17 protein-coding genes are annotated in these 16467 nt (G+C 65.9%); 1 reads left to right on the top strand and 16 read right to left on the bottom strand.

Annotated features, from left to right (window positions below; translation table 11 throughout):
* Window positions 1-52: 52 nt before the first annotated feature.
* The 16 genes from ACFLEY_RS46570 to murJ all read right to left on the bottom strand — a co-directional run bounded on the left by ACFLEY_RS46570 (window position 53) and on the right by murJ (window position 15234).
* Complete coding sequence (locus tag ACFLEY_RS46570; RefSeq protein ID WP_060909538.1) at window positions 53-766, bottom strand: tRNA (guanine(46)-N(7))-methyltransferase TrmB; 714 nt, start codon at window positions 764-766, stop codon at window positions 53-55.
* Window positions 763-1920, bottom strand: coding sequence for a M20 family metallopeptidase (locus ACFLEY_RS46565; protein ID WP_060909537.1), 1158 nt, complete (start codon window positions 1918-1920; stop codon window positions 763-765). Before ACFLEY_RS46565 ends, ACFLEY_RS46570 begins: the two co-directional genes overlap by 4 nt.
* 86 nt (window positions 1921-2006) lie before the next feature.
* Window positions 2007-2420 (bottom strand): helix-turn-helix domain-containing protein, encoded by a 414-nt coding sequence (locus ACFLEY_RS46560; protein WP_060909536.1) that lies wholly within the window; start codon window positions 2418-2420, stop codon window positions 2007-2009.
* Window positions 2421-2639: 219 nt separating this feature from the next.
* The gene (lnt, locus tag ACFLEY_RS46555; protein ID WP_011083613.1) at window positions 2640-4253 is read right to left on the bottom strand and encodes an apolipoprotein N-acyltransferase; all 1614 of its coding nucleotides are present in this window, start codon (window positions 4251-4253) and stop codon (window positions 2640-2642) included.
* Window positions 4250-5368 (bottom strand): hemolysin family protein, encoded by a 1119-nt coding sequence (locus tag ACFLEY_RS46550; protein WP_028172525.1) that lies wholly within the window; start codon window positions 5366-5368, stop codon window positions 4250-4252. The genes lnt and ACFLEY_RS46550 overlap by 4 nt, the downstream gene beginning before the upstream one ends.
* 1 nt (window position 5369) lies before the next feature.
* Window positions 5370-5858 (bottom strand): rRNA maturation RNase YbeY, encoded by a 489-nt coding sequence (gene ybeY / locus ACFLEY_RS46545; RefSeq protein ID WP_370164877.1) that lies wholly within the window; start codon window positions 5856-5858, stop codon window positions 5370-5372.
* A gap of 83 nt (window positions 5859-5941) precedes the next feature.
* The gene (locus ACFLEY_RS46540) at window positions 5942-6937 is read right to left on the bottom strand and encodes a PhoH family protein (RefSeq protein WP_011083616.1); all 996 of its coding nucleotides are present in this window, start codon (window positions 6935-6937) and stop codon (window positions 5942-5944) included.
* A 64-nt stretch (window positions 6938-7001) separates the two neighbouring features.
* Window positions 7002-8399, bottom strand: a complete 1398-nt coding sequence (gene miaB / locus ACFLEY_RS46535; protein ID WP_211433365.1) for a tRNA (N6-isopentenyl adenosine(37)-C2)-methylthiotransferase MiaB — start codon at window positions 8397-8399, stop codon at window positions 7002-7004.
* Between the two features lie 191 nt (window positions 8400-8590).
* Window positions 8591-9271 (bottom strand): HAD family hydrolase, encoded by a 681-nt coding sequence (locus tag ACFLEY_RS46530; protein WP_060909535.1) that lies wholly within the window; start codon window positions 9269-9271, stop codon window positions 8591-8593.
* Window positions 9272-9727, bottom strand: coding sequence for a Fur family transcriptional regulator (locus ACFLEY_RS46525; RefSeq protein ID WP_060909534.1), 456 nt, complete (start codon window positions 9725-9727; stop codon window positions 9272-9274).
* A 38-nt stretch (window positions 9728-9765) separates the two neighbouring features.
* Window positions 9766-10251, bottom strand: coding sequence for a ribosomal protein S18-alanine N-acetyltransferase (gene rimI, locus ACFLEY_RS46520; RefSeq protein ID WP_060909533.1), 486 nt, complete (start codon window positions 10249-10251; stop codon window positions 9766-9768).
* Window positions 10248-10943, bottom strand: a complete 696-nt coding sequence (gene tsaB / locus ACFLEY_RS46515; RefSeq protein WP_060909532.1) for a tRNA (adenosine(37)-N6)-threonylcarbamoyltransferase complex dimerization subunit type 1 TsaB — start codon at window positions 10941-10943, stop codon at window positions 10248-10250. The genes rimI and tsaB overlap by 4 nt, the downstream gene beginning before the upstream one ends.
* A 199-nt stretch (window positions 10944-11142) precedes the next feature.
* Window positions 11143-11712, bottom strand: coding sequence for a NifU family protein (locus tag ACFLEY_RS46510; protein WP_011083622.1), 570 nt, complete (start codon window positions 11710-11712; stop codon window positions 11143-11145).
* A gap of 238 nt (window positions 11713-11950) precedes the next feature.
* Window positions 11951-12448, bottom strand: a complete 498-nt coding sequence (locus ACFLEY_RS46505) for a universal stress protein (RefSeq protein ID WP_211433364.1) — start codon at window positions 12446-12448, stop codon at window positions 11951-11953.
* Between the two features lie 108 nt (window positions 12449-12556).
* Window positions 12557-13609 carry a tryptophan--tRNA ligase gene (gene trpS, locus ACFLEY_RS46500; RefSeq protein WP_060909531.1) on the bottom strand — a complete coding sequence of 351 codons (1053 nt, stop codon included), beginning with the start codon at window positions 13607-13609 and terminating at the stop codon, window positions 12557-12559.
* A gap of 92 nt (window positions 13610-13701) precedes the next feature.
* Window positions 13702-15234, bottom strand: a complete 1533-nt coding sequence (gene murJ / locus ACFLEY_RS46495; RefSeq protein WP_060912797.1) for a murein biosynthesis integral membrane protein MurJ — start codon at window positions 15232-15234, stop codon at window positions 13702-13704.
* Between the two features lie 125 nt (window positions 15235-15359).
* Here murJ and ACFLEY_RS46490 point away from each other — a divergent pair, with 125 nt between their 5' ends.
* Complete coding sequence (locus ACFLEY_RS46490) at window positions 15360-16361, top strand: adenosine kinase (protein WP_060909530.1); 1002 nt, start codon at window positions 15360-15362, stop codon at window positions 16359-16361.
* The last annotated feature ends 106 nt before the right edge of the window (window positions 16362-16467 follow it).

Raw genomic sequence — 16467 nt, 5'->3', positions numbered from 1 at the left:
ACCCGGAATCTCGAGGTTCCGGGTTCGCGCTTCGCGCGCCCCGGAACGACAATCAGCTTCTTCTGAACCGCAAATACGTCGCCTTGCGTCCTTCGCGCGCGGCTTTCCGGCCGTAGCGCGTCATCGTGTAGCCGTCCCATGGCTGCCGGAAATCGTCGGCGCGCTCCGCAAGCCATTTGAAGTCCGCCGAGCGCGCAAGATGCGACAGCGTCCAGGCGCAGTAATCGTCGATGTCGCAGACGAATCGGAATTCGCCGCCGACCTTCAGCACGCGCGCCATTGCGGCGATGGTCCTGTCCTGGACGAAGCGCCGCTTCCAGTGCCGCCGCTTCGGCCAGGGATCCGGGTGGATCAGGTCGATCCGCGACAGCGAGGCCTTCGGCAGCCAGGCCAGGAGCTCGGCGGCATCGCCCGCGAACAGGCGGATGTTGGCGATGTTGCCGGCCTCGATCTGCGCGAGGATCTTCGCCATGCCGTTGACATAGGGCTCGCAGCCGATGAAGCCGGTCGTGGCGAAGTTCTGCGCCTCGGCCGCAAGATGCTCGCCGCCGCCGAAGCCGATCTCGAGCCGCACGTCGCTCGCCGCGGGATCGAAGATCTCGCACGCATTCGCCGGCGCCTCGCCCGCGATGTCGAGCGCAAGATGCGGCAGCAGATGATCGATCAGCTCGGCCTGGTGCTGCCTGAGCTTGTGGCCCTTGCGGCGCCCGAAGAAGGCGCGCTCGCTGTTGTCATCGCGATCGGGATCTGACTTGCGTTCGCTCATCGCAGCGTCTGATACAGGCGATAGAGCAGCCGCGCGCGCGGTTCGAGCGACGAGACATAGAGCTGCTCATAATGGGTGTGTGCGCCCTTGCCGTCGACGCCGAGCCCGTCGAGCGTGCCGGTGTGGGGAGCGGTGAAATTGCCGTCCGAGCCGCCGCCCGTGTAGGTGTCGATCAGTTCGAAGCCGATCTCCGTGGCGAGCGTCCTGGCATGCTCGTACAGCGAGGCACCTGCATTGCCCTTCTCGTAGGGCGGACGATTGAGCTCGCCGGTGACCTTGACGGTGACGCCGTCCGTCTTCGACCTCAGGGCGAGGATCTTGCCGACGAATTCGTCCGCATCGGTGAAGCTCGGCACGCGCAGATCGATTTCGGCATAGGCCTCTTCCGGCGTCACGTTGGGGCGCGTGCCGCCGCGCACCACACCGACATTCACGGAGACGCCGCGCGCCGGGTCGTTCATCCCTTCCAGCGTCAGGATGATATTGGCGAGCTCGCGGACGGCGCTGCGACCATCTTCGGGTCGCGAGCCGGCATGCGCCGGCACGCCCTTGATGAACACCTGGAAGCGTCCGACGCCCTTGCGTCCGGTGACGATCTTGCCGCCGTCGCGTGCCGGCTCTGTCACCAGCACGTATTTGGCCTTGCGCCCTTCCTTCTCGATCAGCGCACGCGAGGTGGGGCTGCCGATCTCCTCGTCGGAGGTGAATAAGTGGGTGATGCCGAGTGGCGAGCGCTCGGCCGTGGCGCACAGCGCGCGAAACGCGTGATGGGCGATGTAGGCGCCGCCCTTCATGTCGTAGATGCCGGGACCGAACGCGCTGTCGCCTTCGACCTTGAACGGCAGGCGCTCGATGAATCCCAGGGGATGAACGGTATCGAGGTGGCTCAGCACCAGGATGCCGGGCCGGTCCTGGCCCCAGGCCGAGCGTGCCAGCAGATGATCGCCGCAGCCGTCGACGCCGGCGATGCGCTCGAGCGTGACAGGCAGATCGCGATAATGATCCGCGACCAGCGACACCAGCCTGTTGACCTGTTCAGGCGCCTCTGTCGGCGTCTCGATCTCCACCCAGCGCCGGATGCCGTCGAGAATAGTTTGGTTATCAAACCAGTTGGAGTTCGTCATGGGCGCATCTATGCCTTTGAATCGCATCATCCGGGAGGACGCGCGTCAAAGCGCGGCCGCAAATGACGACATAGGCCAGATTTGGCGCAGCCTCAAATCGATTGAGCTGGCGCGCCTCAGCGCTTGTCGGGACCTTCGCGCGCCGCGATCTGCTCGACGAGATCGACGATCGAGCGGCGCATCTTCGAATCAGTGATTCGCGTGAACGCCTTGGTCAAAGCGAGTCCTTCGGAGGTCGCGAGGAAGTCCGAGACGTAAGAGGGCGAGGCGCCTTCCGCGAAGCCGTTCGGGCCGGCCACACCGCTCGGTCCGCCTTCGAACAGGAACGACACCGGCACCTCGAGAATTTCGGCAATCTGCTGGATGCGGCTCGCGCCGACCCGGTTCGTGCCCTTCTCGTATTTCTGGATCTGCTGGAAAGTCAGGCCCAAAGCTTCACCGAGCTTTTCCTGGCTCATGCCCAACATGATGCGGCGCATGCGCACGCGGCTGCCGACATATTTGTCAACAGGGTTGGGCGCTTTCGACATTTCCTCAGCCTCCAAACACCACCCTCAGCGCAATCGACGGAATGCCTCAGGTGCCAGCATCATAAAATCAGACCCTGTTATTGGGAAACATTGCGGAGAAATTTAGCAATGCCCACTGTCTTTTGCAGCTGGTGCAGAATGAGGAACCCGCGTGCAGTCTGTCAACCGTGGGACCACGGTTGTCAAAGGATTCCGGCCGCTTCGGCGGTGACGGCGGGATCAGGGGTGCCGTTTGGCCACACGTCGGCGGACCGCGAGAAGCACGGCCAGCGCGACGAGCACGGCCGCGGGCACGTCGCCCACCCGTGCATAGATCGTCGGCGGGATCGCGGCGGGCAGGCTTGCATCCAAAATGCCTTCGACGCCGAGACCGAGGCTGGCGACGGTTCGCCCCACCGGATCGATCACCGCGGAGATGCCGGTATTGGCGGAGCGGACCAGCGGCAAGCCGAGTTCGATCGCGCGCATCCGCGCCTGCTCCAGATGCTGATAGGGTCCGGTCGAGATGCCGAACCAGCCGTCATTGGTGAGGTTCACGATCCAGCCCGGACGTTCGTTGCGACCGGCAACCTCGCCGGGAAAGATCGCTTCGTAGCAGATCAGCGGCAGCGCTGACGGCGCGCCGGGCATCGGCAGCGCGTGCCGCACGGTGCCGGCGATGAAGCCGCCGCGCACACGCGTGAGCTGCTCGAAGCCGAGCTTCTCCATCAGATCCTGGTAGGGAAGAAATTCTCCGAACGGCACCAGGTGCAGCTTGTCGTAGACCGCGAGCACGCTGCCGTCGTGATCGATCACGTAGATCGAATTATAGGCACGCGTGATCGGCGTTCCCCGCGGCAGATCGGGCGCGCGAACCGAGCCCGTGATCAGCACCGTGCCCTTCGGCAGCAGCTCGGCGATCTCGGCCATCGCGTCGGCTTCGCGGGTCAGGAAGAACGGAAAGGCGGATTCCGGCCAGATCAGGATGGTGGCATCGCGCACGCCGGTCGATTGCGGTCCGGAGGCGCGGTCCGACAGCGCCAGGTATTTCTTCATCACCTCCGTCTTGGCGGCGTAGTTGAACTTCGCGTCCTGCTGGAGGTTCGGCTGCATCAGGCGCAGCTTGGCGCCCGCGACCATCGTGGTCGGATGCAGCGACAGGCGGATCGCGCCGAATATGCTCATGGCAATCAGAAGCGCGACTGCCGCGGCCGGCGCGCGCCACGCCACGCGGCGATCGGGCGTGCGGTCGATCAGCGTCGCGGGGCTTGCAAAGATCGCAACAGTCAGGAACGTCATGCCCCACAGGCCGATCAGCGACGCCGTCTGCGCCAGCGGCAACGGCTCGGACAGCGCATAGCCGAACGCGTTCCAGGGAAAGCCGGTCAGCGCGTGACCGCGCAGCCATTCGGCGATGGTGAGGCTTGCCGCGAGCGCAAGCACGCGCGTGGCGTTCTTGGTCCAGAGCAGGCGGGCGAGCGCAAATCCGATCGCAGTGAAGATGGAAAGATAGGCCGGCAGGCCCAGCACGGCGAACGGCGTCAGCCAGGCGAACACATCGGCGTCGACGAAGAAGGCATAGCCGATCCAGTAGAGGCCGGGGACGAAATAGCCGAGCCCGAACCAGTAGCCGGTCAGCGCCGCGGCGGGGATGCCGCGGTATCGCCCCGCGCCGGCGCCGTCGATCAGCCAGACCAGCACCGGGAAAGTGATGAACAGCACGGGGAAGAGATTGAACGGCGCCAGCGCCAGCACCGACAGCGCGCCGGCGGTTATGGCGACGAGGGCGCGCTTCCATCCCCAGGTGAGGATGATGGCAAGCGCAATCTGCCGGAGTCGCTGGAACGCGCTCACTGCGGGCCGGTCCCGTCGCTTGGCGGCGGGGTCGGCGTATCACTGGCCGGCGGTTGACCGCTCTCCGGCGCGCTCTCGCGGCGTCGGCTCTCGCGCTGGGTGCGCGGCGCGGGGCGTTCCTTCCGCGTCGAGATGCGCAGCCGCTTGACGCGGCGCGGATCGGCATCGAGTACCTCGACCTCATAGTTGCCGGGGCCCGAGATCACCTCGCCGCGCACCGGCAGGCGCCCGACGAAGCTGACGAGATAGCCGCCCAGCGTCTCGACTTCCTCGCCGGCTTCGCCGGTGACGAAGTCCGCGCCGATCACGGTGCGGACGTCATCGAGGCTGGCGCGGGCGTCGGCGATGAAGGCGTTGTCGGGCAGGCGCACGATCGAGGGCGGCTCGTCGCTGTCGTGCTCGTCGTCGATCTCGCCGACGATCTGCTCGACGATGTCCTCGAGCGAGACCAGCCCGTCGCTGCCGCCATATTCGTCGACCACCAGCGCCAGGTGGATGCGCGTGGCCTGCATCTGCGCGAGCAGGTCGATCGCCCGCATCGACGGCGGCACGTAGAGCAGCTTGCGAATGATGCGCGCGTCCTCGAGCGGCATCGCGAGATCGACGGTACGAAGGTCGAGGCCGGCCGGCAGCGGCTTCTTGCGCTTGGTCTTGGTGGCGTCCGACACGCGTGCCCGCGCGGTCATGAACGCGAGCAGGTCGCGGATGTGGACGATGCCGACGGGATCGTCGAGCGTCTCGTTGTAGACGACGAGGCGCGAATGGCCGGCGCTTTCGAAGCGGTCCATCAGCTCGCCGAGTGGAATGTCGCGCTTCACCGCGATGATGTCGGCGCGATGCACCATGACGTCGGCGATGCGGCGCTCGTGCAGACCGAGGATGTTGCGCAGCATGGTGCGCTCGACGGCGGAGAAGCCGGTGTCGTCGGGCGTCGAGGCGTCGAGCACGACCTGGAGATCGTCGCGCACCGACCCCGCCTTCCAGCCGAACAGCGTGCGGATCGCGCGCAGCAGCCAGCCTTCGGCGGTCGGACGCAGCACCTCGCCGGGTGCCACCACGACCGGCAAATTGGGCGTGTTGCGGGGATTGTCGTGGATCGGGTCGGAATCCGGCATCTCAGTGCGTCCCCGGGCGGTCGGCATAGGGATCGGGAATGCCGAGATGGGCCAGGATCTGCGTCTCCAGCGCTTCCATCTCCTCCGCGTCGTCGTCGTTCTCGTGGTCGTAGCCGATCAGGTGCAGGAAACCGTGCACGGCCAGATGGCTCAGATGGTGGTCGAACGGCTTCTTTTCCTCGTCCGCCTCGCGCCGCATGGTCTCGTAGGCGATCGCGATGTCGCCGAGCATGCGCGGCGCATCGCCTTCCTTCCATTCGCCCTCCGGCTGGAGCGCGGGAAACGACAGCACGTTGGTCGGCTTGTCGATGCCGCGCCAGTTGCTGTTGAGCGTGCGGATGCCGGCATCGTCGGTCAGCATCACCGCCACTTCCGCCTCCGCGACGTCTTCGTCGACACTCTCGGCGGCGGCCGCGACCGCGCGCTGGATCACGGCTTCGGAATCGGGTTCGCGCTGCCAGCAATCGGCGACGACGAGGACCTCGGTCATGGGAAGGTTGGGGTGTGACATTGTCTTTGTTCGGAACGAAAAGGCGCTCGCGTCCGCGCCCATATGGTCCGGTTGTTGTCCCGTCAGGATTTACCGGCGGCCGGCCGCTGCGGCTGCCCTTCATAGGCGGAGACGATCCGCGCCACGAGTTCGTGGCGGATCACGTCCTCGGCTTTGAAATGAACTTGTGCAATGCCTTCGACGCCGTTCAGCAGGCGGGTTGCCTCGGCGAGGCCCGAGGTCTGGCCGTTCGGCAGGTCGATCTGCGAGGGATCGCCGGTCACGATCATGCGGCTGTTCTCGCCGAGGCGGGTCAGGAACATCTTCATCTGCATCGATGTTGTGTTCTGCGCCTCGTCCAGGATGATGGCGGCGTTGGTCAGCGTGCGGCCGCGCATGAAGGCGAGCGGCGCGATCTCGATCTCGCCGGTCTGCAGCGCCCGCTCGACGATGCGTGCATCCATGAGGTCGTAGAGCGCGTCGTAGATCGGGCGCAGATAGGGATCGACCTTCTCGCGGAGATCGCCGGGCAGGAAGCCGAGCCGCTCGCCGGCTTCCACCGCCGGGCGCGACAGGATGATCTTGTCGACTTCCTTGCGCTCGAACAGTTGCGCGGCATGCGCGACCGCGAGCCAGGTCTTGCCTGTACCGGCAGGTCCAATGCCGAACACCAGCTCGTGGCGCTTCAGCGCGCGGATGTAGGAGTCCTGCGCGGCGGTGCGCGCGCGCACCGGGCGTTTACGCAAGTTGATGCTGTCGAAGGTCGTTTTGGCCGATTTGGCGTCGAACTCGAACAGGGAGCCCTGTGCGATCACGGCGCGGATCGCGCCCTCGACCTCGCCCTGGTCGAGATCCTGCCCCTTCACCGCCTGGGCGTAGAGTACCTCCAGCACGCGGCGCGCGGCATCGCAACCGTCGCGCGTGCCGCCGATGGTGATGTGGTTGCCCTTGGAATCGACGACGACGCCGAGCCGGCGCTCGATCTGCGCGAGGTGCTGGCCGTAGGGGCCGACCAGTGCGGATGCGGCGCGGTTGTCGTCGAAGTCGATGACGACCTGGGTTTCGGGCGGAACTTGCATGTCGCGGTCAAATTTGCGGCTGGGAGCGATAGAAGACGAATCCGATGCGCTTTTTGGCAAGGGTTCAGGCTCCAGTGGCGATGGGTGATAAAGCGGGCTCGCGCGCAACGCGCGGTGTGACGAGCTCCCCGAGGAAGCTGTAGCGTTCGAGGCTGTCGATCCGCACCGGAAGGATTTGTCCGATGATGTCGGGCGAGGCCATCACATGCGCGGGCTGGAGGAAGGCGGTGCGGCCGACGATCTGGCCGTCCTTGCGCGCCGGACGCTCGAACAGCACATCGACGGTTGAGCCAATCGCGGCCTTGTTGAAGGCCGATTGCTGGCTGTCGATCAGTTCCTGGAGCCGCTCCAATCGCTGGTCCATCTCGGCGGGGGACACCGTCTCCTGCATGTCCGCGGCCGGCGTTCCCGGCCGGGCGGAGTATTTGAACGAATAAGCGGCAGCGTAGCCGATTTGCGTGACAAGCGCGAGGGTGGCGAGAAAATCTTGCTCACTTTCACCAGGGAATCCGACGATAAAATCTGATGAAAAAGCAATGTCTTGGCGCGCGGCCCGGAAACGGTCGATGACACGCCGATAATCATCGGCGGTATGTTTGCGGTTCATGGCGGCCAGAATCCGGTCCGAGCCCGACTGCACCGGCAGGTGCACGAACGGCATCAGGGCCGCGAGATCGCGATGGGCCGCAATCAGGCTGTCATCGACGTCGCGGGGATGGCTGGTCGAATAGCGCAGCCGCGCGATGCCGGGAATCCCTGCCAGGTGTTCGAGCAGCCGGCCGAGTGGCCAGCTTTTTCCGTCGGGTCCGTCGCCGTGATAGGCGTTGACGTTCTGCCCGATCAGCGTGAGCTCGCGTACGCCGTTGTCGGCGAGCCGCTTCACGTCGTCGACGATCCTGGCCACCGGGCGCGACACTTCGGCGCCGCGCGTATAGGGCACGACGCAGAAGGTGCAGAACTTGTCGCAGCCTTCCTGCACCGTGACGAAGGCGGAAATGCCGCGCGCGCGGATCGCATCGGGTTTCGGCTGGGCCAGGAAGCCGAACTTGTCGGCCGCGGGAAATTCGGTCTCGATCGCGCGGCCTTCGTTGCCGGCCCGCTTCAGCAGCTCCGGCAGGTGATGATAGCTCTGCGGGCCGACCACGACGTCAACCACCGGCGCCCGGCGCACGATCTCCTCACCCTCGGCCTGCGCCACGCAGCCTGCGACGGCGATCTGCATCGCGCGGCCCCCGCGGGCGGCCTCGTCCTTGGCGACGCGCAGCCGGCCGAGCTCGGAATAGACCTTCTCGGAGGCCTTCTCGCGGATATGGCAGGTGTTGAGGATGACGAGGTCGGCGTCCTCGGCGCTGGCCGTCTCCACGAATCCTTCCGGAGCCAGCGTGTCCACCATGCGCTGGGCATCGTAGACGTTCATCTGGCAGCCATATGATTTAATGTGCAGCTTGCGCGGCGGCGTCATGGAACCCGAAAATGGAGGTGGAGGACGGCCCTCAGATATAGGCTGGAAGGGGGAAAATCCAGCGAATGGAGCCCGAGGCGGTCATTCCGGGGCGCCCGCAAGGCGGGCGAACCCGGAATCGCTCCAAAAGTACGGGATTCCCGGTTCACGCGCCTTGCGCGTGTCCCGGAATGACGGGCAAGGGGGCGAAATCAGCCCGCCAAAGCGTCCGCCTCGACCCGCCGGACCAGCTCCGGCAATTGCCGCATATCGTCGAACGTCAGTCCGGCGCCGGCGGCCCGCAGCCTTTCGGCGTGCCCCGGCGGGCAATGGCTGCCGCCGTGAAAGCCCAGCACGGTCATCCCGGCGGCGTGCGCGCCGGTCACTCCGGGAAGGCTGTCCTCGATCACGAGGCAGCGCTCCGGGGCGACCTTCATCTGCGCGGCGGCAAACAGGAACAGGTCGGGCGCGGGCTTGCCGCGGGCGACCTGGCTCGCGGAAAAGATGTTCGGCGCGAGCAGGTCGTAGAGCCCGGCGCATGTCAGGCCGTGATGGATCTTCTCCGGCGTGCCGCTCGATGCGACGCATTTCGGTAGATCGATTGCGGCGATCGCCGCGGCCACATGGGTGATCGGCTGCAAGTCGCTGGCATAGAATTGCAGCGTGGCCGCATTCACTTGGCTCTCCAGATCGTCGGGGAGGCTGCGGCCGATTTCCTGCTCGACCATCCGCCGCGCGTCCTTCTCGGATACGCCGAGAAAGCGGACCAGCACCTGCTCCGAGGTGATCGGATAGCCGTGGCGGGTCAGCACGTCCGCATGCGCGCGACAGGAGATCACCTCGCTGTCCACGAGCACGCCATCGCAGTCGAAGATGATGAGATCGACGGGCACTTAATTTGTGGGCTTGTCGTCGTCGAGCGGGACGCAATAGAGCTCGAGCCGGTGATCGACCAGCTTGTAGCCGAGCTTGCGCGCGATCTCCGCCTGGAGCTTCTCGATCTCTTCGGAGGTGAACTCGATCACCTTGCCGTCGCGCAGATTGATGAGGTGGTCGTGATGGCTGTCGCGCATCGTCTCGTAGCGCGCGCGTCCCTCGCGAAAGTCATGGCGTTCGATGATGCCGGCATCCTCGAACAGCTTGACGGTGCGATACACGGTTGAGATCGAGATCTTGTCGTCGACGGCGACGCAGCGGCGGTATAATTCCTCGACGTCGGGATGATCGACCGCCTCCGCGAGCACGCGGGCGATGACGCGGCGCTGCTCGGTCATGCGCATGCCGGTGGCGGCACAGCGCGCCTCGATGCCGGACGCCTTGGATGCAGAAGAAGGTTTCAGTGCGGTCATGATCTGTCTGCCTGACGGGGCGCTTTCTGCCATCAATGTTACGACAAGTCACGCCGCATCAGAAGGGCGTTCAATTGTTCCCCGTTCGGCTGTTTATAGTAGCGTTCGCGGCGTCCGACCACCATGAATCCGCACCTCGCGTAGAGCCGCCGTGCCGGCTGGTTATTTTCCTCGACCTCGAGAAATATCGTGCGCACGCCGCGCCCGGCGAGGTGGCCGAGATGGCTCATCAGCAGCGTGTGGGAGAGGCCGCGGCCGCGATGGGCCTGGTCGACCGCGATCGAGAGGATCTCCGCTTCGTCCGCGCCGATCCGCGACACCGCAAAGCCGATGGTCTTGCGGCCGAGGCGCAGCCGATGCACCAGCGTATTGCGCTCGCTCATCATGCTCTCGAATTCGCCTTCGCCCCAGCCGCGCGCGAAGGAGGCGCCATGAAGCTGCGCGAGCCGCGCGGCATCGCGCGCGGAAGCCGGCTCGACGGCGGCCGTGCCGCCGCGCCACCATTCCGACAGCCAGCTCATCATGAAGTTGCGGCTTGAGCTGCGAGCGGCGGCTGCGTTGCCGGTTTTGCATCGGGGGCGCGCAGATAGAATGGCCGCGCCGGATTTGTCTCGGGATCGGCGGCAGCGCCAAGCCATGCGACCCAGCCGATATCGGGCGCGGGCTGCGCGTCGACCGCGACCGGCTGCGGTGCATCCTTCGGCCAGCGCTCGGCAAGGATGTTTGCGGCATTGCCGACCAGATGCGGTGCGCCGAATTGCGAGGCCGCGATCGCCTCGTCGACGGAGACGACGCCCGGCCGCACCAGCCGGCTGCCGTCGCCGGCGACGATCTGGAAGTAGACGTGATCGTGCCGCGCATCGATAGCGGAGATGACCGGGGCCGATTTGCTCTGGCCGACGACGGTGGCGGCATAGGCCGACAACGTCGTCAGCCCGACGGCCGGCCGCTTGGCCGCGAGTGCAAGGCCGCGCGCTGCCGAAATGCCGACGCGGAGGCCCGTGAAGCTTCCCGGGCCGACGGTGACGGCGATGCGGTCGAGCGCGGTGAAGGAAAGATTGGCCGATTGCATGACGCGCGCGATCATCGGCATCAACGCCTCGGCGTGGCCGCGCTTCATGAGAAGCTGCTCCTGCGCAAGCAGCTCGCCGGCGTCGGTATCGAGCACGGCGGCCGCGCACGCCTCGAGCGCGGTATCGATGGCAAGGATCAGCATGAGAACGCGAATGGCGAGTGGCGAATAACGAGGAGTGTAGCGAACCACGCGCCAATCCGCCATTCATCACGCACTATTTGCAGGCCTCCAAAATGCCCCACGCAAGCTGTCATTCCGGGATGGTGCGTCAGCACCAGACCCGGAATCTCGAGATTCCGGGCTCGGTCCTTCGGACCGCCCCGGAATGACGGCTTCGTCGTCACATCGGCCGGACTTCGACCACGTCGGGCACGAAGTGCTTGAGCAGGTTCTGGATGCCGTGCTGGAGCGTCGCGGTCGATGACGGGCAGCCGGAGCAGGCGCCCTTCATGTTGAGATAGACGATGCCGTCCTTGAAGCCGCGGAAGGTGATGTCGCCGCCGTCATTGGCGACCGCCGGCCGCACCCGGGTCTCGATCAGGTCCTTGATCATGTCGACCGTCTCGGCATCGGCCTCGTCGAAGAACTCGTCCTCGTCGTCGAGATCGGCATCGCTTTGCGCCGCGCCGTCGGCGAGCAGCGGCGCGCCGGACATGTAGTGCTCCATGATGGCACCGAGGATCGCGGGCTTGAGCTGCTGCCATTCACCGTTTGCCTTGGTCACGGTGATGAAGTCCGATCCGTAGAACACGCCGGTGACGCCGGGCACCTCGAACAGCTTTTCGGCGAGCGGCGAACGCGCGGCCGATTCGCGGCTCGCAAATTCCATCGGGCTGCCGTCGACCACGACGCGGCCGGGAATGAATTTCAGCGTGGCGGGATTGGGGGTGGCTTCGGTTTGAATGAACATGGTTTTCTCCAGACATCGCCGGTTCAAGGCCGGCGCGCAAGCTATCCACTAGCAGATGGCGACGGGGAACGCACGATCAAGGGGCGAGATGGCCGTTCCGTTGTTATATCAGTGGGTTAAGGTGCCAAGATATTCCAACCTCGTCGTGGCCGGGCTTGTCCCGGCCATCCACGCCTTACTTCGCGGAACCAAAAACGTGGATGCCCGGGACAAGCCCCGGGCATGACGAGCGCCCGGCCTACGACAGCGAATCCACGCTTTGGTCGCTCAGCGCGCCCGAGATGATCGTCACCGGCACCGGGAACGTGCCCAGCTCATGCGCGAGCAGCGCGACCAGGGGTCCCGGACCTTCCGCGCCGGGATTGGCGGCGAGCACCAGCATGGCGATGTCGGGGTCCTCGTCGATCACCGCGAGCAGCTGTTCCATCGCGGCCCCTTCGCGAATCACCCGCTCCGGCGTGATCGCGGCAATGCCGTTGGCGCGGCCGGCGGCGCGGTCGAGCGCGGCTTCCGCCGCCTCATGCGCCTCGGCGCGCATGATGTCGGCGACACCAAGCCATTCCTGGGTCTGCTGCTCGGGCTCGATGATGCGCAGCATCATCACCACCCCGCCGCCGGCGCGGATCGCCCAGCGGCTGGCGTAGTAGACCGCGCGGTCCCATTCGGCGGTGTCGTCGACGATGACGAGGCATTTGGGCTTGTGACCCGGCTCGAAGCAAAGTCGCTTGCTGGTCATGCATGTCCCGGCGTGTGCGCGGCCGGCATGCTGCCACACTCCTGCAACGTTTGGGAGAGGGGAAGCGGCCGACGTCGGCGCGCCGGCCGCGTTTTGCGAATGCGATAATCAGCGCGGGCGGATGAAGCCGACGATGTCCTTCGAGAGCTTCATGGTCTCGTCGGCGATCGCGCGGGCCCGGTCGGAACCCTCGTTCAGGATCGCGTCGATATGGCCGGGGTCGGCGACGAGGCGCTTCATCTCGCCAGCAATCGGCGCGAGCTTGGTGACGCACAGCTCCGCCAGCGCGTTCTTGAAGCTGGAGAACTGTCCGCCGCCGAAATCCCTGAGCACGTCGGCCTTGGAGCGGTCGGCGAGCGCCGCGAAGATGCCGACGAGATTGTCGGCCTCGGGCCGGGCTTCCAGGCCTTTCTCCTCGGTCGGAAGCGGCTCCGGATCGGTCTTCGCCTTGCGGATCTTCTGCGCGATGGTGTCGGCGTCGTCGGTGAGGTTGATGCGCGAATTGTCCGAGGCATCCGACTTCGACATCTTCTTGGTGCCGTCGCGCAAAGACATCACGCGCGTCGCCGGGCCCGTGATGAAGGGTTCCGGCAGCGGGAAGAACAGGCCGTCATTGGTGCCCTGGGCGCGGATCGAGTCGCCGAAGTCGTTGTTGAACTTCTGCGCGATGTCGCGCGAGAGCTCGAGATGCTGCTTCTGGTCCTCGCCGACAGGCACGTGGGTGGCTCGGTACAGCAGGATGTCGGCCGCCATCAGCACGGGATAGTCGAACAGCCCGACGGAGGCGTTCTCGCGGTCCTTGCCGGCCTTCTCCTTGAACTGGGTCATGCGGCCGAGCCAGCCCATGCGCGCGACGCAGTTGAATATCCAGGCGAGCTCGGCATGACCCGAGACCTGGCTCTGGTTGAACACGATGTGCTTCTTTGGATCGATGCCGCTCGCGATGAACGCGGCGGTCACCTCGCGGGTGTTGCGCGCGAGCTCGACCGGTCCGCCCCAGACGTCCACGCCCTGCGTGATCGCGTGCATGTCGACGACGCAATAGATGCAGTTATGGGTTTCCTGCATCTTCACGAAGTTGACGATCGCGCCGAGGTAATTGCCGAGATGCAAATTGCCCGTCGGCTGGACGCCCGAGAAGACCCGTTCAACGAATGGCATGGCAAGCTTTCCTGGAAGGTACCGGCCGTCGTTTCCAACAGCGGCGCTGCCTCGTCAAGGGCAATTCGATCATCCTGCGCGCCGAGGTCGGGCTAGGCGGGCCGCCTCAAGGCGGCAGCCGCCTCGCGCCAGGAGGCCGCGCCGAGGATTTGCAGGAGCAGGCCGTAGACGGCGATTCCGGCCGCGATCTGCACGCCCAGCACGATGAATTTGATGACGCCATGCGCTTCGGGCGGCACCAGGCCAGCGGTCAGCCAGAGCAGGGCGCCCATGGCGGAAGCGGCGAGCACGATCCGCGGCAGTCGCCTGCGGGCGGCGGTGTCGACCGAGAAGCCGAATTCGCCCGTGCCCTTCCGCAGCAGCGAGAGCGCGCTGCTCCAGGCGCCGGCCGCGATGCTCGCGGCGATCCCGCTTGCGCCGAAGAAATGGCCGAGCAGAACCGCAAGCGCGACCGCGACCACAAAACCCTTGGCCGTTGCGAGCAGCGGCGTCATCGTGTCGCTGCGGGCATAGAAGGCCGGTGACAGCGCCTTGATCAGCACGTGAGCCGGCAGGCCCAGCGCCAGCCACATCAGCGCACGCGCGGTGGCCGTGCTGTCATCGGCGCCGAAGGCGCCATGCTCGAACAGCAGCCGCACGATCGGCTCGGCCAGCACGATCAGGCCAAGGGTTGCCGGCAGTGCGAGCCCGGTCGCAAGTTCCAGCGCGCGCGATTCCGCATGCGCCACCGCGTCGCGGTCGCCGCCGGTGACGGCGCGCGTGAGCTCCGGCACCAGCACCGTGCCCATGGCGACGCCGACGATGCCGAGCGGCAGCTCGATCAGGCGGTTGGCGAAATAGAGCCAGGAGACGGCAGAGGGCGTCGCCGAAGCGATGATCGCACCGGCCACCATCAGCCATTGCGGGCCCGAGCTTGCGATCATGCCGGGAATGGCCTTGGCGAAGAAGCCGCGCATCTCCTTGTCGAAGCTTGCGCGCAACGGTGCGGCAAGCCGTCCGCTTCGCTGCGACAGCAGCATGGCGAGTTGCAGTAGCCCGGCGATGCCGACGGTCGCCGCCAGCATCCACGCGGCGGAGGTCGCATCGGCATGCCAGACCAGCAGCGTCGCGATTGCGGCGATCAGGGCGATGTTGAACAGCAGCGGCGAGAACGCCGTGAGCGCAAAACGCCCCTGCGCGTTGAGCAGCCCCATCAGCACGGTGACGGGGCCGGCGAAAGCGAGATAGGGCAGCATCAGCCGCGCGTTCTGGACGGCGAGATCGAGGCTGCTGCTACCGAGAAATCCCGGCGCGATCACCGTGATGATCAGCGGCATCAGCAGCGCAATGACGACCGAGATCGCGATCAGGGCCGCGCTGACCGTGCCGAGCACGCGTCCCGCGAACGCGGAGGCGGCCGCCTCGCCGTCGCGATCCCGGATACGCAGCCAGGCCGGGATCAGCGCCGCGTTCAGGGCCCCTTCGCTGAGCAGCCGCCGCACCACGTTGACGAGCTGGAAGGCCGCCAGAAAGGCATCCGCCACCGCGCCGGTGCCGAGCAGGGCGGCAATCATGGAATCGCGCGCAAAGCCCAGCAGTCGCGAGGCCAGTGTTCCCGTCGAGGCGGTCAGGAAGGAGCGGATCATTGCGTGTGCATAATACCGTGGCTTGCCCGCGAAGGCCGGGTCGTGATAGGCCGCGAGCCAGATTTCAGGCAGACAGGAAGCGGATTTTCCCGGCAATCGCAATCCGCCAAACAGGATCAAGGTGAATGGCTGACGTGAAATATGACGTTCTCGGGATCGGCAACGCGCTGTTCGACGTGCTGGTTAGGACCGACGAGGCTTTTCTCGCCAAGCACGGCATGACCAAGGGCAGCATGTCGCTGATCGACGAGGCGCGGGCCGCCGCCATCTACCAGGACATGGGCCCGGCGACGGAAGTCTCGGGGGGATCTGCCGCCAACACCATCGTCGGCATCGGCAGCCTAGGCGCCCGCGCGGCCTATGTCGGCAAGGTCAAGGACGACCAGATCGGCAAGCTCTACGTCCACGACATCCGTGCCGCCGGCGTCGCCTTCAACACGCCCGCCGCGAAGGATGGCCCCGCCACCGGCTGCTCCTACATCCTGGTCACGGGCGATGGCGAGCGCACCATGAACACCTATCTCGGCGCGGCGCAGGATCTGTCGCCCGCCGATATCGATCCGGCCGAGATCGCGAGCGCCGGGATCGTCTATCTCGAGGGCTATCTCTGGGACCCCAAGAACGCCAAGGAGGCCTTCGTCAAGGCGGCCAAGATCGCTCATGACGCGAGGCGCAAGGTGGCGCTGACATTGTCGGATTCCTTCTGCGTCGATCGCTATCGCGACGAGTTCCTGTCCTTGATGCGCAACGGCACCGTCGACATCGTCTTTGCCAATGAGTCCGAGCTGCATTCGCTCTACATGACCTCGGACTTCGACACGGCGCTGAAGCAGCTGCGCAATGACGTCAATCTCGGCGTGGTCACCCGCAGCGAGAAGGGCTGCATGGTGGTGTCAGTGGAAGACGCCGTCGCCGCGCCGGCGGCTCCCATCGCCAAGCTCGTCGACACCACAGGCGCCGGCGATCTCTTCGCCGCCGGCTTCCTCTATGGCCTGGCGCGCAACCTGCCGTACAAGCAGTGCGGCGAGCTCGGCGCGCTTGCGGCCGCCGAAGTGATCCAGCACATCGGCGCGCGCCCGCAAGTGTCGCTGAAGGAGCTGGCGGAGCAGCGCGGGCTGACGGCGTAACGCAAGCCCGCGCCTCGCTCTCCGCTGTCATCGCCCGGCTTGACCGGGCGATCCAGTACTCCGAGACGCCTGTGATTTATTGAGAAGCCGCGGCGTACTGGATCCT

The sequence above is a fragment of the Bradyrhizobium sp. YCK136 genome, assembly GCF_044570075.1.
In the GTDB taxonomy this organism is placed as follows: Bacteria; Pseudomonadota; Alphaproteobacteria; order Rhizobiales; family Xanthobacteraceae; genus Bradyrhizobium; species Bradyrhizobium diazoefficiens.
The sequence above is the reverse complement of the archived record's forward strand: the minus strand, read 5'-3'. Positions and strand labels throughout refer to the sequence as shown.